Here is a 25,373-nt window from a genome sequence, read left to right on the forward strand (position 1 = left end):
ACAGTAAAGTGTCGCGGAGCAGTAGCGCCTTCCCGGGCCAGCGACCAATGGCTCCGGTCCCGTGTGCCACCGCCTCATCCGCAGGGAGCTCATCTACCGTGTCCAGCGCCATCCCTTTCAGCAACAGCTATGTCAAACTGCCGGCACGCTTCTACAGCCAGCTGTCACCGACCCCGGTGGCCGCGCCCGGCCCGATCCGGGTCAATCGCGTGCTGGCGCGGGAGTTGGGGCTGGACCCCGACTGGCTCGCCTCTCCGGAAGGCACCCAGGTGCTGGCCGGGAACACGGTGCCGGAGGGCGCCGCGCCACTGGCGGCCGTCTATGCCGGCCACCAGTTCGGCAGTTTCAACCCACAGCTGGGTGATGGCCGCGCGATCCTGCTCGGGGAGCTGGTCGACAGCAGTGGCCGCCAGGTGGACCTGCAGCTCAAGGGCGCCGGCCGCACCCCCTGGTCCCGCGGCGGCGACGGCCGTTCCCCGCTGGGGCCGGTGCTGCGCGAGTACATCGTCAGCGAAGCGATGGCGGCGCTGGGTGTGCCCACGACCCGGGCGCTGGCGGCGGTGAGCACCGGCGAGCAGGTATTTCGCGACCGCGCACTGCCCGGCGCGGTGCTGGCGCGGATGGCCGGCAGTCATGTCCGCATCGGCACGTTCGAGTACTTCGCCGCCAGAAAGGATACCGAGGCCCTGCAAACCCTGGTGGATTTCACGCTGCAGCGTCACTACCCGGAGCGCGGCGACAGCGACAATGCTGCGCTGGCGCTGCTGGAGGAAGCCATCGCCCGCCAGGCCAGCCTGATCCCACAGTGGCAGTTGCTGGGCTTCATCCACGGCGTGATGAATACCGACAACACATTGCTCAGCGGTGAGACCATCGACTACGGCCCCTGCGCATTCATGGATGCCTTCGACCCGGAAACCGTGTTCAGCTCCATTGACCAGGGCGGCCGCTACGCCTATTGCAACCAGCCCGCCATAGCCCACTGGAACCTGGCCTGCCTGGCCCAGGCGCTGGTGCCGGTACTGCACGACGAGCCGGAACAGGCCGTGGCCCTGGCGCAGGCGGCGGTAGACCGCTTTGGCGAGCTCTACCTGGACAGTCACAGCCGTGGCCTGCGCGCCAAACTCGGCCTGGACAGCGAACAAGCGACCGACAACAGCCTGATCGAGGATCTCTATACCCTGATGGCGGCCGAGGCCAGCGACTTCACGCTGACTTTCCGCCACCTGGCGGACCTGGCCGACTCTGCTGGCGCGGCCGGGCAGGACATTGCCGAGCTGCAGCCGCTGCCCGCCAGCTTCGAGCCCTGGCTGGCACGCTGGCAGGCCCGGCTGGCCGCAGAACCGCTGGACCCGGCCGAGCGCCAGCGGCGCATGTACCGCGCCAACCCGGTGTTCATCCCCCGCAATCATCTGGTCGAGGAGGCCATCGCCGCGGCCACCGACAGCGACGATTTCGGGCCCTTTCACAGGCTGGTCGAGCGGCTGGCCGAGCCCTTCACGTATACCCCGACGGACCAGCGCTATGCCCTGCCCCCGGAGCCCGGGGAGCGTGTGTATCAGACTTTTTGCGGTACCTGATTGCACGCGCCGGATTGTTTGCTCGCGACAGGGAACGGCGTGGTCCAGGGCCCGGGCAATACTCAGATAGGTGGCGGCGGCACCAGTGCCATTACAGCACCCGGCCCGCCATTGCCCTACCCGCCTCCCGGCGCCATTAGCAAAGTGGCCTGCACTCTCCAAAGGCCTGGCCACTGGTCCATTAGTTCGGCAAATGTCGCTTTTTGGGACCACTAATTGCTCAAATGTCTCAATTCTATCTTGTTAATTGTGCTTTAGTCGCATACGCTACGCCTTAACTGCGATTTTGTTCCATTTTACTGCTTATCAAGGATCCACAGGCAATTGGCTGAGCTTATCTTTCCCAAGAGCCGCAATCACGGCAAGGCACTGGCCCGGCAGGTTCGCCTGGGACAACTCAGGCGTGTCCGGCAGGGGGTTTACACCGATGCTGCCGAAGCGGATATCGCCACACTGGTTCAGAACCGGTGGTACCAGCTGGTTGAGCACTTTTGCGATCAGCCCATTGCGGCCTACCGGACCGCCGTGGAACTGAAACCCCACAGGCGGCGTGTTTATGTAGTGGCCAATGTCGGTCACCGACGTTACGTTGACATTGGCGACGCGCTGACAATCGACATAATGCCGGGCGACGCCACATTGCTGACAGAGCCTTTCGTTCCCGAGCTGGCACGCAGTGCTCTGCCGCGCCAGCTTTTGGAGAACCTCGTTCCCAGCCGCGCCCGTGAGGCCGGCCACAGGTCTCTCGGACAGACATGGGTTGAAACGCAACTGTGCAGAGTACTGGCACAACGGGGCGAGAACGCCCTCAAGGAAATCCGCGATCAAACCCGCACCGCCGCTCCCGAACTGGGACTGGAAAAAGAATTCGCTCAACTGGACCGCATGATCGGGGCGCTGCTCGCCTCGCGGCCGGTAGAGGGCAGCCTGTCGTCATCACTGGCCATTGCCACCGCCCGCCAGGAACCCTATGACCCGGATCGCCTGGTACGCTTCCGGGCGCTTGCCGATTACTTGCAGCAGTGCAATTTCGAACGGGTTCCGTACCTTTACAATCAGGCCTCATGGCGTCACCTCTCGTTCTTCGAAAGCTACTTCTCGAACTATATAGAAGGCACGGAGTTCCAGATCTCTGAAGCGGAGAAGATCATTTTTGAAAAACAGGTCGTAGACAACAGGCCCGAAGACAGCCACGACGTGCTGGCCGTCTATGACATCGTGCACGACTACCAGGAAATGCTGGAAACTCCCAACAACGCTTCCGAACTGATTCAGTTACTCCAGGAACGTCATGAACGGATGATGCTTCAGCGCCCGAACAAACACCCGGGCCAATTCAAAGTCAAGATCAACCAGGCGGGCGATACCGTCTTTGTATCACCAGCAAATCTGGTCGGCACTATCACCCAGGGTTTCGGGATCTACGAAAAACTACCCAAGGGAATGCAACGGGCTATTTTCATGCAGTTCCTGATTACTGAATGCCATCCCTTTGATGACGGTAATGGCCGGCTATCTCGAATCTTCCTGAATGCCGAGCTGCATACCGACCAGCAATACAAGCTGATCGTGCCAACGGTGCATAGGGACAGCTACCTGAACAGCTTGCGCCAGGCTACGCGGGAAGGAAAATTCCGAACGCTGACCAAGGTATTTTTTCAACTCCAGAAATATGCAGCCAGCCTGAACTGGAATGACTACGGTGATGTTCGCGAACAGCTGGAAGAACACAAAGCTCACCTGCTCCCGGATGAAGGAGTTGCCGTTTTCAATCAGCAAATTGTGAACTTCAAGATGAAGCTGCCGGTGTCACCTTGAATCACTGCGCAGGCAGACATGCGCTTTTAGGGGCTCCCACAGGTTCATGACAAGACCACTAGACTCTCATATATCCCAAAAATATGAGAGCCCAACAAATCGTTGCAGTGGACGTTTGACCCGCCACCCAAGATCCACCTCTCTTGCGAAATGAGTAGAAAAGGGATATTTTATACTCATGAGCGATTTCGAATACGATGACGACAAAAGTCAGGCCAATCTGGAGAAGGACGGAATCGACTTTCTGGATGCGCAGGCTCTATGGAATGACCCTGACCTGCTGGAGATCCGAGCCAAATCTGAAGATGAACCTCGATTTCTGGTCGTAGGCCTTGTTGGTCAAAAGCATTGGTCTGCCGTCGTCACCTACAGAAACGGAACAGTCCGGCTCATTTCTGTAAGGCGTTCTCGCAAACGAGAGGTAGAGCTGTATGAAAGCTAAAGATTTTGACAAGAAATTTGACCAAGGCAAAAAAGACATCATCGATGATCTTGATCTGTCCACGGCGCGCCGCGCTAATCAGGAACAGAAACGGATAAATGTCGACTTCCCTACTTGGGTGGTCGAGTCGCTGGATCGTGAAGCGGCTCGTATTGGTGTTACTCGGCAGTCAATTATTAAAGTCTGGTTGGTTGAGCGTTTGAAGGCAGAGGCTGCTAACAAACCGCTGAATGGTGACGCCGCAGGCGGCGCACATTAGCGGAGCGTTATGAGGCGCTACCTGAGCAATACCTTGACTGGGAGAATGAAAATGGTCAATCGTAACTTTCGGCTGAAAGCCGGTTTCGCTGCAGGACTCTGCATACTCTTATTGTCCAGTTTCGCCAATGCTGAAACCACAGTCGGTCGCTGGTGTGACCGGACAGTTTCGAGCATGCCTCAATTCAATAGAGTAATGACCATCGTTTTAACGCAAGATGCGCACGTTGAGTTAAGCTCAGAGTTTAATGATGGTTCCAGTTCAGTGCTAGAGCTTCAAGAGCTTCCCGGAAATATGTATGCACTTGCGAACTCTCAGTCGGGAGAGCGGTACAGAATCATTTCTGCTGACGGCAGTTTACAACTCCTGGATGCAGATGGTCTTGTCAGAACGGCCACCCGCTTAGAGAACAGCCCTCAAACGGGTGAGTGTGGCTCATGAGAACGCCTCATAACCAAGTGCAGCGGTTCGCGCCGTCTTGCTAGTTCTGCCGGTAATTTTAATTCTGGCATTGGACGGTATATTGGAAAATCAGACAACGGCGGCTCTATTAGGCACAATGGTTGGGTATGTGTTTTCTGGAATTGGGAAGGATGAAAAGGCCAAGGCAAATAATCAGCCTTAAACCTAATCAAGCGAGAACTCAGTAGCATGAATCACCTCAACGCCTGAATACCACCACGCAAACTGTAGACCCGCTCCGCCCCCGCGGCTCGCAGAGTCTGGGCCATCAACCGTGAGCGCCTGCCTGTCTGGCAGTAAAGGCCGACGCTGAGATCGGGCTGGCGCTGGATCTGTTTATGTAGCTGTGCCCGAGACAGGCACTCGCCACCGACGTTGTCCGCCAGGTGTTCATCGCGGCTGCGCACATCCACCAGCAGTGCCGTGGTCTGTCCGGTCAATGTCTGCCAGTCGCTCCAGTTGATCTCCAGATCGGGGTATTGCGGTTGCGGCCGGGCCTGCGGCGGTGACGGGTCCGCGTCCGGTGGAAACTGACCGCACCGGCAGCCGGGATTGGTGGCGAGCGTCAATGTTTTCAGGCCCGGCAGCTGACAGTCCATCAGTAGCAAACGCGGCGCGTCGTCGCTGGCCAGTCCCAGCAACTGCCGCAGTGCGAGATTTGCCTGCTGCAGCGCAACGAGGCCCGGTACTGTGCCCAGCACACCGTTACTGTTGCAGTTGCCGCCCCGGGTCGGGGGCACGGGATACAGGCAGCGAAAGCAGGGCTGGCCCGGTGTGAACAGTGCCAGGCTGCCCTGGAAGCCGTTGACGGCGGCGAACAGCCAGGGCTTGGCCAGGACCAGGCAGTGGTCATTGATCAGGTAGCGGGTGGCGAAGTTGTCGCTGCAGTCCAACACCAGGTCGGTGGCCGCGAGCTGGGCGGCCGCGTTGTCCGCGCCGAGAAAGGCCTGCTCGCCGCGGACGCTGATATCCGGATTCAGCGCCCGCAGGCGGTCGGCGAGGACATCGGCCTTGCCGCGCCCGACGTCGGCGTCGGTGAAGGCCACCTGGCGGTGCAGGTTGGAGCGCTCGATGCGGTCGCCGTCCAGGATGCCGACGCTGCCGACGCCGGCGGCGGCCAGATACAGGCCCACCGGGCAGCCCAGTCCACCGGCGCCGACGATCAGTACCCGGGCCCTCTGCAGTGCCAGTTGGCCGGCCACACCGACCTCGTCCAGCAGCAACTGGCGGTCGTAGCGCTCAAACTCCCTGTCATTCAAGCCCGTCCCGGTCACGGCCGGTGCACCTCGCACAGTTCCGCCAGCGCCGTTGCCGCGGCCGTTGGCCGGTCCGCCTTGGTGATGGCGGAGATCATCGCGATGCCGTCCACGCCGGTGGCCGCCACCCCCGGCAGCCGGTCCCGGTCGATACCGCCTATTGCCACCAGCGGATAGGCGGCCAGGGTGCGGCGCCAATAGGCCAGCCCGGCGAGGCCGTGGGGTTGCCAGGGCATGGATTTGCTGTCGGTAGGATAGACCGGGCCGCAGGCCATGTAGGAGGGCCGATAGTAATGAGCGCGGGCGACTTCGTAGTGGCAGTGGGTACTGATACCCAGGCGCAGACCGCCCCGGCGGATCGCGTCCAGGTCTGCCGAACCCAGATCCTGCTGGCCCAGGTGCACGCCGTAGGCGCCGTGTTGCAGGGCCAGCGGCCAGTGGTCATTGATGAACAGCCGCGCCCCCCAGCGCCGGGCCAGCGCTACCGCCCGCTGGATCTCCTCGTCGAGCACCGCGGCGGGTTTGTCCTTGAGGCGCAGCTGAATCGTGTTGATCCCCAGCGGCAGCAGAGTGGCCAGCCAGGCGCTGCTATCCACCACCGGGTAGAGTCCCAGTGGCCCGGGTCCGCAGGGCGGGAAAGGCGGACTGGCCACTTCGGCGGCGTGCTCAGGCAGCAACGTTGGCAGGTCCCGCCCGTCGTCGGGAAAGCAGTGGACGTGTACGGGCCCCGGCTGGTCGTGGACAGCATAGCCCTGGCGCAGGCCCTGGTTCAGTGCCATTTTCGCGATCACCAGCGCATCGGCCAGGCCGTAGCCCAACGCCAGCGCACTGGCCGCCGCGGAGGCAAAGGCACAGCCCGTGCCGCGCTGATTGGCCGCAGCCTGGCGCTCGCTCGCCAGCCAGAAGGCCTGCCCGGGGAGCAGGCAGTAATCCCGGCAATCGGGCGCCGGCCCATGGCCCCCTTTCAGGACCACCGCCGCCACGCCGCTGGCCCGCAGCCCGGCCGCGGCCGGGGCCACGTCGGCGCTACAGTGAATGGCTTGCCCGCCCAGCAGTTCGGCCTCCGGCCGGTTGGGGGTGACCACGGTGCACAGCGGCAGCAGCTCGCGGCACAGGCTGGCGCGGACCTCGGCGCTGACCAGCGCGCTGCCACTGGAACTGGCCAGCACCGGATCAAGGACCGCGGGTACCTGAATGCGGCGCAGGAAATCGGCGCACAGCCGCACCTGCTCGACGGTGACCAGCAGGCCTATCTTCACCGCGGCCGGTGCCAGGCTTGTACAGGCTTGCAACTGCTCGGCAAAACCCTGCCCGGCGACCGGATTGATACTCAGCACCGCGCGGCCGTGCTGGGCCGTGTTTGCGCTGATCACGGTCCCGGCATGACAGCCGAAGGCCTGGATCACCCGCTGGTCCATCTGGATACCCGCCATCGCGGCGCAATCGCTGCCGCCGATGACTACTACCACCGGACGCCGGAAGTCACTACTCACGACTCGTGCCAGAACGGCTTGCCCACCACCGGCGTGCTGGCCACCGCCAGTTCCCGCCGCGGCACCGGCCCTGCTTGACGCGCCAGGTAACCGGCCTCTACCGCCGCGCGGAAGGCGCGGGCCATCATCACCGGATCCTCCGCCTGAGCCACGGCGGTATTGAGCAGCACGGCGTCGTAGCCCATTTCCAGCGCCCGGGTGGCGTGGGACGGGGTGCCGATGCCGGCATCGACGATCAGCGTGATATCCGGCAGCCGCGCCCGCAGGCAGCGCAGGCCATAGGGGTTGACCAGGCCGCGGCCGGTGCCGATGGGCGCGGCCCACGGCATCAGGATGCGGCAGCCGGCCTGTACCAGCCGTTCGGCCAGCACCAGATCGTCGGTGCAGTAGGGGAATACTTCGAAGCCCTGGCCGACCAGCTCCCGGGCCGCCTCCAGCAGCGCAAACGGATCCGGCTGCAGGTTGTAGTCGTCGCCTATCACTTCCAGCTTGATCCAGTGCGTGTCAAACAGCTCCCGCGCCATCAGCGCCGTGGTGATGGCACTTTTGGCCGTGTGGCAGCCCGCGGTGTTTGGCAGCAGATGCAGTCCCAGGGACTTGAGCCGCTGCCAGAAGTCCCGGCCCGCGCCGGTTTCGGGCTGTTGGCGCCGCAGTGCGACAGTCACCACTTCCGCCCCCGAGGCCGCGATGGACTGTTCCATGATGGCGGGAGAAGGATACTGCGCGGACCCCAACAGCAGGCGGCTGCCCAGCTCGCGGTCGGCCAATGACCACATTCAGCCACCCTCCATTGGCGACAGCAGTTCGACCTGGTCGCCGGCCTGCAACAGCTGTTCACGATGCAGGTTGCGCGGCACAAATTGTTCATTGACCGCGACTACCACGGCCTCGTCGGCGGCGAGCTGCCGCAACAGATCCGCCACCGAGCTCCCGGCCGCAACCGACTCCTGCCTACCGTTGATATAGAGCGCTATCATGCCTGCATTACCTCATTGTCAGTCCCCGCCGGCCGGTTGCCGGCCGCATCGCGGTGAAGATGTTCGATCACGTCCTGCGCCAGCGCCGGCGCCAGCAGAAAGCCGTGGCGAAACAGCCCGTTGACCCGTATCAGTCCCGGCGTCGCGACGATGGCGGGTTGGTTGTCTGCCAGCGCCGGACGGCAGTTGGCCTCGCTGTGAACCAGTCGGGCTTCGCCCAGCTCGCTGTGCATGGAATAGGCCGCGGACAACAACTCCAGCGCCGAGCGTACGGTCACCGGCCCGGTGTCGTCGCTTTCCAGCTGGGTCGCGCCCAGTACCAGGATATTGTCCTGCCGCGGCACCAGGTACAGCCGGTAGCGGGGATGCAGCAGGCGCACGGGGCGCTGCAGCCGCAGCCGGGGGGCGTGCAGCCACAGCAGTTCGCCGCGTACCCCGCGCAGGCCGGGTATATCGTCGCGGGCGCCCAGGCCACGGCAGTCGATCACGCTGTCGAAGCGCTGCCGTCCCCGTTCCGTTGTCAGCGCGCCGGGCTCCAGCCCCAGCACGGCCGTGTCCGGCTGCCAGGCGACGCCGGCGGCCTGCAGATGTCCCGCCAGCGCCGCCATCGTCCGGCGGCCATCCAGCCAGGCCTCGCCGGGCAACCACAGGGCCCGGTCAAAGACATCGGTCAGGGCCGGCTCCAGCTGCTCCAGCGCGGCCGCATCCAGGTCCCGCAGCTGGTCGGCCGCGGTCAGCTTGGCCGCCAGCCGCCGGCGGAAATGCACCAGTTCCCCGGCATCCGCGGCGTGGGCCACGACCAGGCTGCCGCGCTGGTGAAAATCCACGTCCCGGCCCAGTTCCCGCAGCAGCTCCGGCCATAGCTGCAACGACCGCAGCCCCAGCCTGAACACGCTCATCTCCGACTGCTCCAGCTCGGCCCAGGGGGCGAGCATGCCGGCCGCGGTGTAGGCGGCGGCCGCGCCAGAGTCCACCGGGTCACGGTCAAACAGCGTGACCCGGTGCCCCGCCCGCAGCAGGTAGCAGGCCAGCACCCGCCCCATCAGCCCGGCCCCGGCGATACCGATGCTCAGGCTGTTGGCGCTGCCGTGCCGGGTGCCCACTGCCAGCGCCGGGATCAATCCACTTCCCGCACATAGATTTCGCTGCCCAGCGCCCGGAACTCGGCGGATTTGCGCGCCATGCCCTCGCGGGCGTAGTCGCGCACCTCCCGGGTGATCTGCATGGAACAGAACTTGGGACCGCACATGGAACAGAAATGGGCGACCTTGGCGCTGTCCTTGGGCAGGGTCGCATCGTGGTAGCGGATGGCGGTGTCCGGATCCAGGCTGAGGTTGAACTGGTCCTGCCAGCGGAAATCGAACCGCGCCTGCGACAGCAGGTCATCGCGATAGCGCGCCCCGGGGTGCCCCTTGGCAACGTCCGCGGCGTGGGCCGCAATCCGGTAGGCGATCATCCCCGCCTTGACGTCGTCGCGGTCGGGCAGGCCCAAATGCTCCTTGGGCGTCACATAGCAGAGCATCGCGCAGCCGAACCAGCCGATCATCGCGGCGCCGATGCCGCTGGTGATGTGGTCGTAGCCGGGGGCGATATCGGTGGTCAGCGGGCCCAGCGTGTAGAACGGCGCCTCGTGGCAGTGCTCCAGCTGCTGCGTCATGTTTTCCTCTATCATGTGCATGGGCACGTGGCCGGGCCCCTCGATCATGGTTTGCACATCGTGCTGCCATGCGATCGTGGTCAACTCCCCCAGGGTCTTCAGCTCGGCGAACTGGGCCTCGTCATTGGCATCGGCCAGCGAGCCCGGACGCAGGCCATCGCCGAGGGAAAAGCTCACGTCGTAGGCCTTCATGATCTCGCAGATCTCCTCGAAGTGGGTGTAGAGAAAGCTCTCCTGGTGATGGGCGATACACCACTTGGCCATGATCGAGCCGCCGCGGGAGACGATGCCGGTGACCCGGTCGGCCGTCATCGGCACGAACGCGAGCCGCACCCCGGCGTGGATGGTGAAATAGTCCACGCCCTGTTCGGCCTGCTCCACCAGCGTGTCGCGGAAAACCTCCCAGTTGAGGTCCTCGGCGATACCGCCGACTTTTTCCAGGGCCTGGTAGATCGGCACGGTACCGATGGGCACCGGCGCGTTGCGCAGGATATAGTCGCGAGTGGTGTGGATGTTCCTGCCGGTGGACAGGTCCATCACCGTGTCCGCGCCCCAGCGGGTCGCCCAGACCAGCTTGTCCACTTCCTCGTCGATGGAGGAGGTCACCGCCGAATTGCCGATGTTGGCGTTCACCTTGACCAGGAAATTGCGGCCGATGATCATCGGCTCCAGTTCCGGATGGTTGATATTGGCGGGAATGATGGCCCTGCCCTCGGCCACTTCGCGGCGCACGAATTCCGGGGTGATGATTGCGGGAATACGCGCCCCGCGGGCGTCGCCCTGCAGGCGCCGGCGGCGTTCGCCGGTTTCGATTTCCGCCTGCCAGGCAGCGCTGCAGCGCTGGTTTTCCCGCAGCGCAATGAACTCCATTTCCGGGGTCACAATGCCGCGGCGGGCATAGTGCATCTGGCTCACATTGGCACCGGCGACGGCCCGCCGCGGCTGCCGCTGCAGTGATTCCACCCGGCCGGGAACGGCCCCGCTGCCGCCGTCGTCCGCGGCACGCGGTGGTCGTGCCGGATACAGCTCGGTGTCCCCGCGGCCGGCGATCCAGTTGGCGCGCAGCGGCGGCAGTCCGGCGCTGAGGTCGATATCGGCTGTGGGGTCGGTATAGGGGCCCGAGCTGTCGTAGACAGTGACGTGTTCGCCATTGGACAGCGCAATGCTGCGCAGCGGCACGCGGATATCGGGATGGTCGGCAACGCTGTGATAGACCTTGCTGCTGGCGGGCAGCGGTTGCCGGGTAATCAGCGGACGGGACATGCCTTGCTCCTTGCTCAAGAGTGAGTTGTCCCGACGAGCAAAGAGTAGAGAAAGCTGAAAGAGGCTGGTGCGATACCATTGTGCTCTTCCCTACGCCGATACTAGTCGGATCAGGTTCAACGGGTCTGCTTTGCAGCATCTCAGCCTGTGAAGGCGCCCCGAGAGTCGCGGCCAGTATAGAAACTTCTGCCGGCCGATGTAAAGCAGCGGCGCCGGCACACCGCCAACAACAGGCCCGTGGCGATTGCAGCCCGGGCTTCGACTCGGCCGGGGCGAGGCGGTATAATGCCAGCCTGACAACCCACCCGCCTGTCCCGAGCGCCGCCTTGACTACTGAATTCTTCGGCAAGACCCTGTCTGGCCCTTTCACGATCCCCTCCGGTATCGTGACCACCGCGACCTCCATCATTCAGTATGTGTTCGATCACATGCCGGAAGTGGGGGTGGTCACCACCAAGAGCATTGGCCTGGAGCCGCGCCTGGGCAACCGGGAACCGGTCCTGAGCCAGTACGCGCCGGGCTGCTTCGTCAACGCCGTCGGTCTCACCAATCCGGGTGCGCGGGAATCGGTGGAGCTGCTGCGCCAGCTGCGGGTACCGGTGGACCGCTTCCTGCTGACCTCTATCTTTGGCGGCAGCGTGGAGGAATTCGTGGAAGTCGCGAAATTGCTGGCGCCGGTGTCCGATGGCCTGGAGCTCAACCTGTCCTGCCCCCATGCCAAGGGCTACGGCATGGCCATGGGCCAGGACCCCGCGCTGGTGCGCGAGATCACTGCCGCGGTCAAGGCGGTGGTGGACATACCGGTGATTCCGAAGCTGACGCCCAACACTCCCAACATCGCTGAAATCGCCGAGGCGGCGGTGGCGGGCGGCGCCGACGGTTTGTGCGCGATCAACACGCTGGGGCCCGGCTACACTTCCGCCCACGGTCACCCGGTGCTGAGCAACGGCGCCGGCGGCATGTCCGGCAAGGGTGTGCTGCCGATCGGCCTGAAATGTGTGCGCGAGGTGGCCGCCGTCACCGGCCTGCCCATTATCGGTTGCGGCGGCGTCAGCAGCGCGGCCGACGCCAGGGCCTTCTTCGAGGCCGGCGCCACCGTGGTCGGCGTCGGCTCGGCGCTGGTGGGTATGACCACCGCGGAGATCGCAGACTACTTCCGCACCCTGCAACAGGATCTGGAGCGCGGCAGCGATCGCGCCGAGAGCCTGGTCCGCTACGACATCGACACGAATTTCCGGCCGGTGACGCTGGTGCGCAATGAACGGGTCTGTGAGGATATCGCCATCCTGAGCTTCGACCGCAAGGTCAATGTCCAGGCCGGCGAGTTTGTGTTCCTGTGGCTACCCGGCGTGGGGGAAAAACCGTTTTCGGCCCTGACCGACGACCCCTTCTCGCTGGTGGTGATAGACCTGGGCCTGTTTACCCACACCCTGATGGACCTGCCGGCGGGCACCCAGGCCTATGTGCGCGGCCCCCACGGTATCCCGGTGCAGCCGCCGGAGGACGCCCGCATCATGGCGGTGGCCGGCGGCACCGGGCTGGCCGCGGTGTACCAGATCGCCCGCGACTTTGGCAACGCCGAGATCTTCGCCGGGGCCCGCAGCAGCGACCGGCTGTATTTTCTGGGGGAATCCGCCCGCATCGCCGAGCTGCATGTGGCCACGGACGATGGCAGCCAGGGCTTTCACGGCCGGGTAACCGAGCTGCTGCGGCAGCGCCTGCAGGAGATGAGCCCGAACGAGCGCGAACAGCTGGTGTTCTACAACTGCGGGCCGGAGCCGATGGTGCACGCGGCGGTAGCGGTGGAGCGGGAATTCTGCCGCGAGGAGCAGATCTTCAGCGCCATCGACTACCTGACCAAGTGCGGGGTGGGCATCTGCGGCGCCTGCGCCACCCCCGATGGACGCCGCGGCTGCGTCGATGGCCCCTTCCTGTAAACGCAAAACCATAGGGTGCGCTGACGAAGGAAACGCACCATTGGTGCCAATTTTCGGCCACAACCGCTCCGCGCCAATCTCGGTGCGTTTCGTGCCTCAACGCACCCTATGTGGCTGACGAAGGAAGCGCACCTTCATAGGGTGTGCTGACGAAGGAAACGCACCATTGGTGCCAATTTTCGGCCACAACCGCTCCGCGCCAATCTCGGTGCGTTTCGTGCCTCAACGCACCCTATGTGGCTGACGAAGGAAGCGCACCTTCATAGGGTGTGCTGACGAAGGAAGCGCACCATTGGTACCAATTTTCGGCCACAATCGCTCGAAACCATACTCGGTGCGTTTCGTGCCTCAACGCACCCTATGTGGTTGCGGCGCGTCTCAGTCCGGGAGCGGCACGCCTCAGCCCGGCAGCGTTACATTGAGCTCCAGGACTGAGCAGTTGCCGCTTTCATCGACCTGCACCTGCACATCCTCTGGTTCTACCGGCACATACTTGCGGATCACTTCGAGAATCTCCTGCTGCATGCGCGGCAGGTAGTCGGGTTGGTTGCGCTGGCCGCGCTGGTGGGCGACGATTACCTGCAAACGCTCCCTCGCCGTGACGGCGGAGGAGGTACTGGGTTTGCTGCGGAAGTAGTCGAAAATACTCATGCCCGCCCTCCCAGCAACCGCTTGAAGAAGCCGGGGCGCTCCTCGTCCAGGAAGCGGTGCGCCACGGTTTCGCCCAGCAGGCGGTCAACCGCGTCACTGTAAGCCTGCCCTGCCAGGGCCTCGTCGTTTAGAATGATGGGCTCCCCCTGGTTGGAAGCTCTAAGCACCTCCTGCGACTCGGGGATTACTCCCAGCAGCGGGATGGCGAGAATATCCTCCACATCGGCCACGCTGAGCATTTCACCGGCACTGACCCGGGCCGGGTTGTAGCGCGTCAGCAACAGATGCTCCTTCACCGGATCGAGGCCATCGCGGGCCCGCAGTGATTTGCTCTGCAGGATGCCGATAATCCGGTCGGAATCGCGTACCGAGGACACTTCCGGGTTGGTTACCACAATGGCCTCGTCGGCGAAATACAGTGCCATCTGGGCGCCTTTTTCAATGCCGGCCGGAGAGTCGCAGACGATGAATTCAAATTTCTCCTTCAGTTCTTCCAGCACCTTGGCGACGCCCTCCTCGGTGAGAGCTTCTTTATCGCGCGTCTGGGAGGCAGGCAGAATGTAGAGGTTTTCGGTGCGCTTGTCCTTGATCATCGCCTGATTCAGCGTCGCCTCGCCGTTGATCACATTGACAAAGTCGTACACGACGCGGCGTTCGCAGCCCATGATCAGGTCCAGGTTCCGCAGGCCCACGTCAAAGTCGACGATAATGGTGGAGTGCCCCCGCTGGGCCAGGCCTGTGCCGATAGCGGCGCTGCTGGTAGTCTTGCCGACACCGCCTTTGCCCGAAGTTACTACGATGATTTTTGCCACAAAATGGCTCCTGTCAGGTGTTGATTAAACGAGGTTGAGGTTTTAGAGGGCGGAGATATTCAGTACATCGCCCTGCAGGGTGACCTGCGCCGGCTTGCGGTACACTGCATCGGTGAGTGCATCACTGAGCAGAAAGTGGCCCGCAACCGAGATCAGCTCGGCATCCATATGCTGGCAGAAGATACGTGCCGAAACATCCCCGTGTACGCCCGCCAGCGCCCTGCCCCGCAGCGCCCCATAAATGTGGATGTTGCCATCGGCCAGTACTTCAGCGCCTTCACTCACCTGCGCCAGCACAATCAGGTCTCCGCCCTCGGCGTAGACCTGCTGCCCCGAGCGGACCGGCCGGGTAACCGTTCTTGTGGCGCGCGCCTGGGAGGCCCGCTGTGGCAGGGGCCGCAGCTCAAGGTCCGCTGCAGGTTCAGCGGCTGGTGCGGGCTCCGCGGGCGGCATGCCCCGCTCGCGGCCATTGGAGGCTGGCAGTACCGCCAGGCCAGTGGCCGCGGCGCTCTCAATCACAGCCGCCGGCACACCCCGAAACGCGATCGGGCGCAACCCCAGTTCGCGGCACTGCGAAACCAGCGCGTCGAAATTCAGGGCTGAGTTCGCAGCGTCCAGGTGCTCCAGACTGATCACCACGGGCGAACCCTCAAAAAGCTGGGGCGCTTTGCGGATCCGGGCATCGAGCTGCGAGGAGAATGCGTCGGCGGTATAACGGTGCAGTTCCAGTACAACAACGGTAACGGTGCTGCCTTTCAACTGAAAGTCAGGGGTGCTCATACAACGTGCACTACCTTGAGTGGCTACGGACAAGATCGCCATTATGGAGTCGGGCCGGGCAGAGTCAACCCGATTCGCAACGATCATCCGGGTATTTTACTGGCGCGCCGCGTCACTCATAAAAGCGGCATCCGATCCAACGTCGCCTGCTGCGAGACAGGAATAAGAACGGGAATTAGCGGGTATTGAAGTCGAATATCAACCCGGCAATAAAGCGCTCGACGGCACAAGCAGCCACACAGTGCTCGGCGCAGCCGCTGACTATCCCGGCAGACGCAGCCCCAGAATCTCCCGGGCGTCCCGCGCCAGGGCTTCGCGGAAGGCCGGGTGGGCCACCTGCAGCAACGCCGCGACACGCTCGGCGATGGAGCAGCCGCGCAACCTCGCCGCCCCGAACTCTGTAACCACGTAGTCCACCTGGGCGCGGGTGGTGACCACCCCGGCCCCACTGGCCAGGTACGGCACCAGCCGTGACAGAGTACCATTCCTGGCCGTGCTGGGCAGCGCGATGATCGACTTGCCCCGCTCGGAATAATTGGCTCCCTGCACGAAGTCCACCTGCCCCCCGACGCCGGAATAGATACGGTGGCCAATGGAATCCGCACAAACCTGGCCCGTAAGATCAATCTGCAGGGCGCTGTTGATTGACGTTGCGCGGGGGTTCTTGGCAATCACCACCGGGTTGTTGACGAACTCGACGTCCAGGAATATCACTTCCGGGTTGTCATTCACATGGTCATACAGAGCCTGGCTGCCCATGGCAAAGGAAGTCACCGTGCGGCCGCGGGAAATCTTCTTGCGGCTGTTGTCGATAACACCGCTGTGCAGCAGCGGCAACACGCCGTCGGCGAACATTTCCGTGTGAATACCCAGGCCTTTGCGGTCTCCCAGACAGGCCAGGGCCGCATTCGGTATGGCACCGATGCCCATTTGCAGACAATCACCGTCCTCGATCAGGCTGGCGACATGCTCGCCAATCTGCTGCTCTACCACGCTGACATCCCGCTGGCCGTGCTGCAGCAGGGGAGCGGCCTCGGTATAGGCCACATCAATCTGGCGCAGATGAATGAAGCTGTCACCGTGGGTGCGCGGCATATGGGGATTGATGTGGGCGATGATCCGCCCCGCCATGTCACAGGCGGCCTTGCTGGCCTCCACAGAGATACCCAGGGAGCAGTTGCCATGCAGGTCCGGAGCGGAGACCTGAACCAGCGCGGTATCGATGCGCGCATCGCCACGCCGGAACAGCTTGGGAATTTCCGACAGGGAAATGGGCACATAGTCCGCCCGTCCCTGGTTGATCAGCTCGCGGGTGACCTGGCCGGCGAAAAAGCAGCGGTTGCGCAGATGTCCGTCCAGGGCGGGATCGGCAAGCATTTCTGCATGCTCCAGGTGCAACTGCATGATGGTGACATCGCTAAGGGACCTGGCATGCTCGGCCAGGGCCGCAAGCAGTACTGTCGGGGTCGCGGCCATCGAGTGACACCACAGATTCTCGCTGGACCTGATCGCGGCCACCGCCTCCCGGGCACTGTCGACAAACACAGTCACTGTCCACTCCCTGAAACCCGTCAGTTGTTTTCTGTTATACCACAGATCAGCTGGTGTTGGCGGCAGTGGGCATGTGGGCAGGCATGAACTACACTCTGTGGATGATCAAGCGCACCAGCGACATCCTCTGGCAGGACGCCCAGCACCAGGTGCTGTTCGAGATCCTCGACCTGCTAGCCGAGACCGATTCCGGAGACGAGGTCCTGCGGCGCCTGCACGACTACACGGAGATCCACTTCCGCCTGGAAGAACACTACATGTGTGTGCTGGAGTACCCGGACCGGGAGGCCCACACGCAGTCACACGACCGTTTCCGGGAGGAGATTGCTAGCCTGCTGGAAGGGGGAGCCGACGACCCGAAATTCCGGGCGGCAGTGGCCACCTTCCTGCGCGAATGGCTGCAGCGGCACGTGTTTGGCGTGGACAAGAAGCTGGAGGCTTTTATCCTGTCCACCGACGTCAAGTAACTAACGTGCCACAAAGAAGAATTCTCCTATCTCGTCGCCGGCGCGCTTGATCGCCTTGAACTCCGGATCCAGGCCGGGCAGGCTTTCGTCCAGTTCATCCAGCATGCTCAGGAACAGCGCAGGGGCGGTGATAACCGACTCGTTGTTTTGCAGTGCTGTGATGAAGGCTTCGGCAAATACGGAAACACTGCTGTCTCGCGCACTGGCCAGCGGGTAGTCCTGGCCCGAGGTCAGCAGCAAACGCGACTTGTTGGGAAAGCGAAGACCGATATAGGCATCGCTGAGCAGGCTCTCACGACCGGTTGCCAGTAGGAACGCCGGGTTGTCAGCCAACAGGCCGGCGAAGGCGGAATCAGTCACCACCATGATCCGCCTCGCCGGCAGTCGTGCCAGATGACTGCTGACCTGCTCGGTGGGCACCCAGAAAGTGTCGTCGGGCGGCGGCTCGGCGTTGACCGGCAGCCAGTAACCGGCCTCGTAGGCACCCACCGGGCGACGGTTGCCGTAGCCGGCATAGTAGATCAACAGGTTGTCATCTTCTTTCAGCACACCGTTGAGCTGATTCAGCGCCCGCAGCACGCCGGCATCACTGGTGTTCTTCAGCACCTGCACCGCAAACCCGTACTTGTCGTCCAGCAGCGTGGCTATCTTGTCCACATCCGCCACCGGCGTGGCCAGATCATCCATGTACTGGTAGTTGCCGTTGCCGATCACCAGCGCATAGTAGCGGCCGTAGTTGCGGCCATTTTTGGAGATTTCCGCGCCCGGCGCCGCACTCTCACCGCCAATGCTGATCTGGCCACCTGCCTGCAGCGGCTCCGGCGCGGGCGACGGGGGGGCTGGAGGGGACGCCGGCGCCGCCGGTGAGGAAGGCGCGGCCGGCTTGGAGGCCGCCTCCGCCCGGGCCCTGTCCCGCTCTGCGCGGGTACGCTCCATCTGCGCGGCCAGGCTCAGGTTTTCCTGTTGCAGGCTCAGGTTCTCCTCGGCCTTTTCCAGCAATGCCTTTTCCGCGTCGGACTTGTACACCAGACTATCGGCGGACAGCCCCCAGGCCTGACGATACCAGTTCAGTGCCTCGGCCTTGTCCTGCGGGACCCCGTTACCGGCTTCGTACAGGGTGCCCAGGTTGAACTGAGCGCCTTTGTGACCCTGGCGGGCGGCGCGCTCAAACCACATCGCGGCCACAACATAATTGGGCTCAGTGCCCAGACCGCGCTCGAAGATCTCGCCCACGGAATTCTGCGCCTCGGCGTCGCCCGCTTCCGCAGCCGGCAACCAGACCTTCAGGGCAGTCTTGTAGTCGGCGCGGTCAAAGGCTACGTACTCGCCGCCGCGTATGCGACAATCCTGGGCTGTGGTGCGGGTGGGGCGGCGCGGGGTCAGGTAGGTGGAGTTCCCCAGCTGCCGTACCTGCCCTGGCAGCAGGCAGTCTACAATGTACAGGTCTGCAACCTTGGCCTCCTCGGGCACGGCAATTGATCCGGCAGGGCTGGCGCAGCCACCGGCCAGCACCATGGCAGCCAGCGCGATACAGCCTGCAGACCACCGGCGAAGGCCCGCGCTTCCGGGAACGAGTACAGTATTATTCATGACACCCCATAGCTCTGTTGTTATTGCCAAAGCGCTGAACATAGTGCATCCGGGCGCAGTGAACAACCACAGACTGCTGATTCTGGCGATTCTCGCGCTGCTGGCTGCCTGTAGCGGCCTGCCGGATGCGCATTCACTCGCCGCGCGACACCAGCTGGACCTGCAACTGCTGGATACCCCCGGCTTTACCCTGCCGGCACTGAGCGGGGCCGATCCCGGCGCGGGTCAGCCGCTGCACCTGTACATTCCCGGCGATGGCCGGCCGTGGCGTGGCCGGCAGGTATCCCCCAACCCCACCGGTCACACTGCACTGGCCCTGGAGCTGATGCTGCGCGATCCGGCGCCGGGTATCTTGCTGGGCCGTCCCTGCTACTACCTGGCGACGCTGCCGGCCAACTGCGAGCCGGCACTGTGGACCTCAGGCCGCTATTCGGCGCAGGTGGTGGACGCAATGCTGGCGGCGATGCGGCAATTGCTGGTGCAGCGCCAGCCATCCAGCCTGGTACTGATCGGCTACAGCGGCGGTGGCGTCCTGGCACTGTTGCTGGCGGACCGGCTTACCGCCACCAGCGCCCCGAATGCGCTGCCGGTAGCCGTGATCACGGTGGCCAGCAATCTCGATATCCAGCACTGGACCGGATATCACGGCCATCTGCCGCTGTCGGATTCGCTCAACCCAGCCACTGTACTGCCTCCGGTGCCGCCGTTTCGCCAGTTTCACCTGGCGGGCGGCCTCGACCCGGTGGTACCGGCGAGCACCACCGCCAGCTTCCGCCAGCGCCAGCCCGGGGCACATTACCAGCGCTTCGACGATTTCGACCACCGCTGCTGCTGGGTGCGCGACTGGCCTGCTATTCTGGACGGACTGCTGACCTTCGTCGGTAATTGACTCCCACCGAGGCCAGCAGTCCCGCCAACAGCAGTACCAGTACCGGTGCCAGTACCGGAATCGACTGGGCTGGCGGGATAATTCCGGGGCCGCCCGGATCGGTAATAGTGTTCGGATTGTTGGGTGACTCAATATCCAGCGAGCCATCCTCGACCAGTGTCAACGTGATCAGGGTACGGTTCTGGTTCGCCAGATGCGCCACGCTGCTCGCAATATTCACCCATTCTCCCGCCCGGTTTTGCTTCCAGTAGCTATTGATGGCTGGTTCGTGCGGCAGATACACCTGCACCTGCTGGGTACTCTGACTGGGCACGTTCGACAGTACAAAGCTGACAAGACCAAAGGGGAACTCTATCCCCGGGGGCCCGTCCGCTGGAGCAGGCAGGCTTTGCATCGCGCTGACCACCACCGCACCGCTCACCGCTATCGACAATGGCTGGCCATCCACGTTGAGCAGCGAGGCGACATTGTCTTGCAGGGCATCGGGGATACCGTCCAGGTTACCGTCACCAATACTTTGCTCCACCGCGGTGGCGATTGAATCCCCGTCAGGGTCGGACTCCGGCAGCGCCAGCGGAGTGACATCGCGTGGCGTACCGGGCTCAACCACCGCGAGGTAACGCGGCGCGACCGCCACCGGCTGCAGGACACCGGCACCATAGCGCGCCTGGATGCTGGCGCGCACCGGATAGTCACCAGCGGCAATACCCGGCGGCAGCTCAATACTGGCCGTGCCGGTGCAGCTATCGCCTGCGGACAGTTCCGCAATATCCGCCACCACCTGACTACCGCCGGGGTTGTTGATTACCAGGCAGGCGGCATCACTACTGCTGACTGCGGAGACAGTCACCCCGGGAATTCCGTCCGCCAGATCGGCGACCAGACTGATATCGCTGATCGTGGTAACCGTGCCTGGGTTTTCCAGTATGAAATCGATTTCCAGCTGCTCACCCGGGGCCGCCGGCAGGGATGAAAACTGCAGTTTCAGAGCCAGACCATCTACCAGCAGGTCAACCTGCTGCGCCCTGCCTGTCACCCCGGTGCCTTCTGCGGTAGCGACGATATCCTGCAGGTTGAGTGAATAGACCCCCGCGTCAGCCAGTGCCGCCAGCCGCAGGTCCAGCTCCAGTTCACAGCGCCCACCCTCCGGAACCACCGCGTTAGTCAGGTTCAGTACGCCCGCGTCGAGCGTCAGGCTGGAGCCGCTGCCGCAGATACCGGCCCGCGGCAGCGCGCCCAGGACTTCGAGCGGGGCGTCCCCCAGATCAAGCTCCCAACTCAGACTGGACAGGCCGGCGGCGCCGTCGCGCCGCCCGCCGAGATCGCCCCCGACCGCGACCCGCAGCGCGGTATCGCTGCCGGCAGTCGCGGCTTCAGGGGACAGAGACAGCTGGGTCTGTGGCGTCGGCAACACCAGCACCGAAGCAGTTGCCTCACGCACCGTTACCGGATCTCCCGCCACTGTGCCGGCGCCACTGGCGATCCGGGATCCCACCTGGCCGGGAGTAGAGGCCAACACCCAGCTGACCTCGAAACTGCACTGATCGCCAGCAGCCAGGGAAAGGCCGGATCCGCGAATCTCCCACACGCCCGACAGCTGGACAGCGCCAAAGCTGGACCCCGCACCACAGCTGCCGGCTGCGGGTACAGCGACGGGTGCCTGGGTCGTAATCGAAGCGTAGCTGTCGATAAATGTGAAACCCTGCAAACTGTCGTCGGCGCTGCTGTTGCTGAGAGTATAAAAGGTAGTCAGCGTATCGCCATTGGTGGCCACCTCCCGGTCAATCGCTTTCTCCAGCAACGGCTGCTGGGAGACATCCAGCGTCGCGGTGGCAGGCCCGCTGCCACTGTAGGCCATACCCTCGCGTGTACCGCTGAGGATACCAGTGGCGGAGGCGTAGCTGCCGGTAGCGGCAGCGGCGGGAATGTGCAAAATCAGTTCAAACTCACAGACTTCACCCCCCGCCAGACTTCCGCCTGAAAAACTGAGGGTCGAACCGCCGCTGACGCTGGAACCCGTCCCGCAGATACCGGCCCGGGGAGTGCCTATGGCCGTCAGGCCGGGGAGCACCGCATCGAGATCATGGCTGAAAACCAGATTGTTGGCAGCCATTCTGGTGGTGTTGGCAATCCGGTAGTGCACCTCTACCGTTGCGCCCGGTACCGCTACAGTATCGAAGCCCTGAGTCAGGTGCACAGCATCGGCGGCCACCTCGACCGCAGCCAGCGCATAACCCTGGCTGGCACCGCCGAGAATGGCCGCATGCGGCTGGCGACCGACACTGCCCGCCACCACATCCAGCGCCACGCTACAGCGGCTCCCTGCCGCCACAAACATACTCGCACCCATTATCTGTCGCTGGCCCGGCCCGGCAGTGACCGCACCCCCGCAACTGTTGGCCAGGTTCACCGGATCATGGAGGGTCCAGCCGGACGGCAATGTATCGCCGAGGCTTACGTTAAAAAGAAAGCCGCCCGCGGTGTTGTCCAGCTCATAGCTGAGCCGCAGCCTGTCCCCCAACGGGCACTGGCCTGCGAATAGGTGATGCCGAGCAGGGCCTGATTGACCACCACCTGCAGCTCCGCGGTCGCCGGCGGATCGGGCGCCCCGGCACCGCTGAGCTCACTGCTGGTGACACTGTAGTTGCCCGCCGCCAGGGCTTCCACATGGACACTGATCTGGCAACTCTGACCCGCGGCCAGCGATAGCTCGGAAATCACCAGGGTATCGCCGCCTGCCGGCGCCTCGACAAAACCGGGACAGGAGATCTGGTTCAGGGCTGGGTCGGCCAGCGCCAGCCCGGCGGGCAGCTCGGCGCTGAAGCCCAAGCCACGTCGGCCGACTTCGCCGTCGGCAACGATGGTATAGTCGAGCCTTGCAGCAGCGCCCAATTGAATAATGGCCGGCGTGAAGCCGGCGTTCAGATCCGCCGTGGCGCCACCGCTGGCCAGGACGCCGGCGGCCAGCAGAGCCATACAGCCCCCCGGCGCCACGGACGACCGCTGGGAATCTGCTTCATGGTGTTATTGTCTCCGGCCGGCGTGCAACTGCTCCTGCAGACTTTCGATCTGTTTCTGCTGCTGCAGGGTGTACAGCGTCAACTCCTCTACCTTGCGCAGCAACCGCAACTGCAGGTCGGACAGGTCCATGCCATCGCGCGCAATGATGCCTGCAGATGGCACCTCGGGCAGATGCCGGTTGCGGCTGACAAAATTGCCCAGCTCCCGCAGCGGCATCAACGGATAATTGTCCGCAAACACGTAATCCGGCACCTCGGCCTCGGTGACCCCGGTGGTGGTGACGCTGCCACTCACGGTCAGGTTGCCATCCGCATCGAGACTCAGGCGCTGGATGCCGTTCAGGGCTACATGCAGGGCGCCGTCATCGGCCCGGATATCCCAGGTGGCCGGGGTAAAACCGCCATCCCCGCTCTGTTCCAGCCGCAGGGTCGGGCTGTTGTCCTTGCGGACATGCAGGGCCCGCTGCGGCGCGTCCGTGCCGATACCGACGTCGCCGCTGTCACCCACATACAGGGAATACGCCGGGGCGCCCCCTGTGATCGTGAAAATCTCCAGGTTCTCGCTGACATCCTCAATGGAAAACCGTTCGCGGCCGCCATTGGCACTGTCGTTGGCGGTGAGCTGCCAGTCGGTCTTGGGAAAGGACCCGCTGGTACTGGTATCGTCAAAGCGGATCCGGGTGTTGTTTTCCCGCAGTAAAATGGTATCGAAGCCGAAAGCCGCGTTGCTGACGCAGTCAAAGCCGACGCAGAAACTGCCCTGGACGATCAGATCATCGGCGGTCACGTCATCGGCGAGCGCCGCGGAAGATATCAGCGCCATTGCCAGGCCGGCAGCGTATTTGATCATGAGTCTGGACCTTGTTGAGGTAGGGAAGCTACAGGGGCATGCCGACCGTGCACGGCCCCGCCCCTGTTCAGAGAGTTGTCGACACTACGCCTGACTGCCCTGGGTTGCAAAGAAAACAGAAATCGGCTCAGTTCAATTGCTCGCGCAGCAGGGTCCGTGTGCGGGTCAGCTCCGGGTTGTTGGCCAGGTATTCGTTTTCGTCGGCATAGGCATCCATGATCTTCAGCAGATAGCCCTGCTGCCGCGGCGAGCTAACGGTGGGAGCAACCTCTGCCAGGTGCTGCACCAGCATATCCAGCCCCTCCTTCGCCTCGGAGTTGCGCGGATGCAGCGCATAGGCGGCGATGAAGTAGCGCGAGGCGCCATCCCAGTCCTGAATCGCGGCCGACTGACGACCCTTGTCGATATGCTCGCGGAACTGATTCTGGGTCTGCACCGGCAACTGCGCAAAGGGCACCGCGGGCCCCTCCGGCTTGCTGGCCTCCCAGGCGAAGTAACCCGACACCAGCGCCAGCACCAGCACGGCGGCGCTGAGCATGCGATTGCGACGGCTGGCACCGGAAAAGGCCTTCAGGAACTGGTCCGCCGAGGCCGTTCGCTGGGACCGTTGCAGTTGCAGCGCCCCCGCAATGGCGCGCCACTGGTGGCGTTTGATGCCCTTGATCGGCTGCGGCTTCAGTTCCTGCTGGAAGGCCTCCTCTGCCGTGCGCCCGCCGTAGGGATGCACGCCGGTATACAGCTGGTAGGCAATCAGCCCGAGCGCATAGACATCGTCCGCCGGGTGGGGATCACTGTCCCGCCGCAGCATCTCCAGCGACGCATAGCGCAGGGTCAAGGCTCCGAGCTCACCGGCATCGAAGCTGTCCTTGGCAACCGCCGAGTCCATGATGCGGGCGATACCGAAGTCCAGTATCTTGACCCGTCCCTCGGTGGTTACAAAAATGTTGTCCGGCTTGAAATCCGAATGCACAACACCGTGTTCGTGGGCATAGGCCAGCCCGCTGGCCATCTGTATCACCAGCTCGTCAATCGTCGGGGCCTTGCCCTCGGCGAACTCCAGTGACTGCCAGCCCGACAGAGGTGCGCCCTGCAGCAGCTCCATCGTCATGTAGACTCGGTCGCCATCGCGGTCGAAGTCGTAGACAGTCAGCACATTGGGGTGGGCCAGCTGCTGGGATTTCTTGGCTTCGCGCTGCAGGCTGATCAGGGCCTTGGGATGGCGGCTGAACTCCTCGCCCAGAAACTTGATCGCCACCCAGGGGTTGTCGTCCTGCGCCTCCTCCTTGCGCAGGTCGCGGGCCCGGTAGACCTGCCCCATCCCCCCTTGCCCAGCCGCGCCTCCAGCACGAAACGGTCCTTCACCAGGTTGCTGGAATGGGGCACATAGCCGCGCCCGGTCAGCGGCGATTCGCCGGGATGGGTGTTGATAACCGTCGCATCGTCATCCAGCAGGACCGTGGGAAGTTCCGCAGCGGTTTCAAGCCCCGGCTCAATCGGAACGGTCTGGTCGGCGTCATTTTCGGGCACGCGCGGCTCGTCGCGTAATTTCGACATCGGTGGTCAGCTCCCCCTGTTCTTTTGATTTCCCTGAGGGAAGGTACGGCAAATCTGCCGCAGCA

The 25,373-nt window shown here is 63.5% G+C and carries 23 protein-coding genes and 1 riboswitch; of the genes, 8 read left to right on the forward strand and 15 right to left on the reverse strand.

Annotated features, from left to right (window positions below; translation table 11 throughout):
* Positions 1-98: 98 nt before the first annotated feature.
* The 5 genes from G3T16_RS07950 to G3T16_RS07970 all read left to right on the forward strand — a co-directional run bounded on the left by G3T16_RS07950 (position 99) and on the right by G3T16_RS07970 (position 4,540).
* Positions 99-1,580, forward strand: coding sequence for a protein adenylyltransferase SelO (locus G3T16_RS07950; RefSeq protein WP_163494580.1), 1,482 nt, complete (start codon positions 99-101; stop codon positions 1,578-1,580).
* 324 nt (positions 1,581-1,904) lie between these two features.
* The gene (locus tag G3T16_RS07955) at positions 1,905-3,398 is read left to right on the forward strand and encodes a Fic family protein (protein ID WP_163494581.1); all 1,494 of its coding nucleotides are present in this window, start codon (positions 1,905-1,907) and stop codon (positions 3,396-3,398) included.
* 178 nt (positions 3,399-3,576) lie between these two features.
* Positions 3,577-3,840: a BrnT family toxin gene (locus G3T16_RS07960; RefSeq protein WP_163494582.1), complete on the forward strand. Its 264-nt coding sequence runs from the start codon at positions 3,577-3,579 to the stop codon at positions 3,838-3,840.
* Positions 3,830-4,099 carry a type II toxin-antitoxin system BrnA family antitoxin gene (brnA, locus tag G3T16_RS07965; protein WP_163494583.1) on the forward strand — a complete coding sequence of 90 codons (270 nt, stop codon included), beginning with the start codon at positions 3,830-3,832 and terminating at the stop codon, positions 4,097-4,099. Before G3T16_RS07960 ends, brnA begins: the two co-directional genes overlap by 11 nt.
* A gap of 51 nt (positions 4,100-4,150) precedes the next feature.
* The gene (locus G3T16_RS07970) at positions 4,151-4,540 is read left to right on the forward strand and encodes a hypothetical protein (RefSeq protein WP_163494584.1); all 390 of its coding nucleotides are present in this window, start codon (positions 4,151-4,153) and stop codon (positions 4,538-4,540) included.
* A 215-nt stretch (positions 4,541-4,755) separates the two neighbouring features.
* On the opposite strand, the gene G3T16_RS07975 is transcribed toward G3T16_RS07970, so the two are convergent.
* Genes G3T16_RS07975 through thiC form a run of 6 tightly spaced genes read right to left on the reverse strand, consistent with a single transcriptional unit; the run spans position 4,756 to position 11,207 of the window.
* On the reverse strand, positions 4,756-5,835 hold the full coding sequence (locus tag G3T16_RS07975) for a HesA/MoeB/ThiF family protein (RefSeq protein WP_163494585.1): 1,080 nt from the start codon (positions 5,833-5,835) through the stop codon (positions 4,756-4,758).
* Positions 5,832-7,310 (reverse strand): thiamine phosphate synthase, encoded by a 1,479-nt coding sequence (thiE, locus tag G3T16_RS07980; protein ID WP_197911961.1) that lies wholly within the window; start codon positions 7,308-7,310, stop codon positions 5,832-5,834. Before thiE ends, G3T16_RS07975 begins: the two co-directional genes overlap by 4 nt.
* The gene (locus G3T16_RS07985) at positions 7,307-8,086 is read right to left on the reverse strand and encodes a thiazole synthase (protein ID WP_163494586.1); all 780 of its coding nucleotides are present in this window, start codon (positions 8,084-8,086) and stop codon (positions 7,307-7,309) included. The genes thiE and G3T16_RS07985 overlap by 4 nt, the downstream gene beginning before the upstream one ends.
* On the reverse strand, positions 8,087-8,287 hold the full coding sequence (gene thiS / locus G3T16_RS07990; RefSeq protein WP_163494587.1) for a sulfur carrier protein ThiS: 201 nt from the start codon (positions 8,285-8,287) through the stop codon (positions 8,087-8,089).
* The gene (thiO, locus tag G3T16_RS07995) at positions 8,284-9,408 is read right to left on the reverse strand and encodes a glycine oxidase ThiO (protein WP_232059309.1); all 1,125 of its coding nucleotides are present in this window, start codon (positions 9,406-9,408) and stop codon (positions 8,284-8,286) included. Before thiO ends, thiS begins: the two co-directional genes overlap by 4 nt.
* A complete protein-coding gene (gene thiC, locus G3T16_RS08000; RefSeq protein ID WP_163494588.1) occupies positions 9,405-11,207 on the reverse strand; it encodes a phosphomethylpyrimidine synthase ThiC in 1,803 nt (600 codons plus the stop codon). The genes thiO and thiC overlap by 4 nt, the downstream gene beginning before the upstream one ends.
* A gap of 70 nt (positions 11,208-11,277) precedes the next feature.
* Positions 11,278-11,378, reverse strand: a riboswitch (TPP riboswitch).
* A 155-nt stretch (positions 11,379-11,533) separates the two neighbouring features.
* Between thiC and G3T16_RS08005 the strand changes: the two genes are divergently transcribed.
* On the forward strand, positions 11,534-13,144 hold the full coding sequence (locus G3T16_RS08005) for a tRNA-dihydrouridine synthase (protein ID WP_163494589.1): 1,611 nt from the start codon (positions 11,534-11,536) through the stop codon (positions 13,142-13,144).
* A 399-nt stretch (positions 13,145-13,543) separates the two neighbouring features.
* Here G3T16_RS08005 and minE read toward each other — a convergent pair whose 3' ends face one another.
* From minE to G3T16_RS08025, 4 genes are all read right to left on the reverse strand, one after another.
* Positions 13,544-13,795 (reverse strand): cell division topological specificity factor MinE, encoded by a 252-nt coding sequence (gene minE / locus G3T16_RS08010; RefSeq protein ID WP_163494590.1) that lies wholly within the window; start codon positions 13,793-13,795, stop codon positions 13,544-13,546.
* Complete coding sequence (gene minD, locus G3T16_RS08015) at positions 13,792-14,607, reverse strand: septum site-determining protein MinD (protein ID WP_163494591.1); 816 nt, start codon at positions 14,605-14,607, stop codon at positions 13,792-13,794. Before minD ends, minE begins: the two co-directional genes overlap by 4 nt.
* Before the next feature lie 42 nt (positions 14,608-14,649).
* Positions 14,650-15,387, reverse strand: coding sequence for a septum site-determining protein MinC (gene minC, locus G3T16_RS08020; RefSeq protein ID WP_163494592.1), 738 nt, complete (start codon positions 15,385-15,387; stop codon positions 14,650-14,652).
* Positions 15,388-15,648: 261 nt separating this feature from the next.
* A complete protein-coding gene (locus G3T16_RS08025; RefSeq protein ID WP_232059310.1) occupies positions 15,649-16,938 on the reverse strand; it encodes an acetyl-CoA hydrolase/transferase family protein in 1,290 nt (429 codons plus the stop codon).
* Between the two features lie 83 nt (positions 16,939-17,021).
* Here G3T16_RS08025 and G3T16_RS08030 point away from each other — a divergent pair, with 83 nt between their 5' ends.
* Positions 17,022-17,405, forward strand: coding sequence for a hemerythrin family protein (locus G3T16_RS08030; protein ID WP_163494593.1), 384 nt, complete (start codon positions 17,022-17,024; stop codon positions 17,403-17,405).
* On the opposite strand, the gene G3T16_RS08035 is transcribed toward G3T16_RS08030, so the two are convergent.
* Positions 17,406-18,995 (reverse strand): caspase family protein, encoded by a 1,590-nt coding sequence (locus tag G3T16_RS08035; RefSeq protein WP_163494594.1) that lies wholly within the window; start codon positions 18,993-18,995, stop codon positions 17,406-17,408.
* A 58-nt stretch (positions 18,996-19,053) separates the two neighbouring features.
* On the opposite strand from G3T16_RS08035, the gene G3T16_RS08040 reads away from it, so the two are divergent.
* Positions 19,054-19,884: a lipase family protein gene (locus tag G3T16_RS08040; protein WP_163494595.1), complete on the forward strand. Its 831-nt coding sequence runs from the start codon at positions 19,054-19,056 to the stop codon at positions 19,882-19,884.
* On the opposite strand, the gene G3T16_RS08045 is transcribed toward G3T16_RS08040, so the two are convergent.
* The 4 genes from G3T16_RS08045 to G3T16_RS08060 all read right to left on the reverse strand — a co-directional run bounded on the left by G3T16_RS08045 (position 19,847) and on the right by G3T16_RS08060 (position 25,162).
* Positions 19,847-22,405, reverse strand: a complete 2,559-nt coding sequence (locus tag G3T16_RS08045; protein ID WP_163494596.1) for a DUF7933 domain-containing protein — start codon at positions 22,403-22,405, stop codon at positions 19,847-19,849. The genes G3T16_RS08040 and G3T16_RS08045 overlap by 38 nt on opposite strands.
* Positions 22,339-22,860 (reverse strand): DUF7933 domain-containing protein, encoded by a 522-nt coding sequence (locus G3T16_RS08050; RefSeq protein WP_163494597.1) that lies wholly within the window; start codon positions 22,858-22,860, stop codon positions 22,339-22,341. Before G3T16_RS08050 ends, G3T16_RS08045 begins: the two co-directional genes overlap by 67 nt.
* A 48-nt stretch (positions 22,861-22,908) precedes the next feature.
* Positions 22,909-23,754 carry a hypothetical protein gene (locus G3T16_RS08055; RefSeq protein ID WP_163494598.1) on the reverse strand — a complete coding sequence of 282 codons (846 nt, stop codon included), beginning with the start codon at positions 23,752-23,754 and terminating at the stop codon, positions 22,909-22,911.
* 127 nt (positions 23,755-23,881) lie between these two features.
* On the reverse strand, positions 23,882-25,162 hold the full coding sequence (locus G3T16_RS08060; RefSeq protein WP_269473295.1) for a serine/threonine-protein kinase: 1,281 nt from the start codon (positions 25,160-25,162) through the stop codon (positions 23,882-23,884).
* Positions 25,163-25,373 lie beyond the last annotated feature (211 nt).

Origin of the sequence: Kineobactrum salinum (assembly GCF_010669285.1) — a bacterium.
Lineage (GTDB): Bacteria > Pseudomonadota > Gammaproteobacteria > Pseudomonadales > Halieaceae > Kineobactrum > Kineobactrum salinum.

Coding starts and splice junctions, on each gene's coding strand:
- thiC (WP_163494588.1), bottom strand. CDS start 11,207: ATGTCCCGTCCGCTGATTACCCGGCAACCGCTGCCCGCCAGCAGCAAG.
- G3T16_RS08055 (WP_163494598.1), bottom strand. CDS start 23,754: ATGATCAAATACGCTGCCGGCCTGGCAATGGCGCTGATATCTTCCGCG.
- brnA (WP_163494583.1), top strand. CDS start 3,830: ATGAAAGCTAAAGATTTTGACAAGAAATTTGACCAAGGCAAAAAAGAC.
- G3T16_RS07970 (WP_163494584.1), top strand. CDS start 4,151: ATGGTCAATCGTAACTTTCGGCTGAAAGCCGGTTTCGCTGCAGGACTC.
- G3T16_RS07960 (WP_163494582.1), top strand. CDS start 3,577: ATGAGCGATTTCGAATACGATGACGACAAAAGTCAGGCCAATCTGGAG.
- minE (WP_163494590.1), bottom strand. CDS start 13,795: ATGAGTATTTTCGACTACTTCCGCAGCAAACCCAGTACCTCCTCCGCC.
- G3T16_RS08030 (WP_163494593.1), top strand. CDS start 17,022: ATGAACTACACTCTGTGGATGATCAAGCGCACCAGCGACATCCTCTGG.
- G3T16_RS08035 (WP_163494594.1), bottom strand. CDS start 18,995: ATGAATAATACTGTACTCGTTCCCGGAAGCGCGGGCCTTCGCCGGTGG.
- minC (WP_163494592.1), bottom strand. CDS start 15,387: ATGAGCACCCCTGACTTTCAGTTGAAAGGCAGCACCGTTACCGTTGTT.
- G3T16_RS07985 (WP_163494586.1), bottom strand. CDS start 8,086: ATGTGGTCATTGGCCGACCGCGAGCTGGGCAGCCGCCTGCTGTTGGGG.
- G3T16_RS08050 (WP_163494597.1), bottom strand. CDS start 22,860: ATGGCTCTGCTGGCCGCCGGCGTCCTGGCCAGCGGTGGCGCCACGGCG.
- thiS (WP_163494587.1), bottom strand. CDS start 8,287: ATGATAGCGCTCTATATCAACGGTAGGCAGGAGTCGGTTGCGGCCGGG.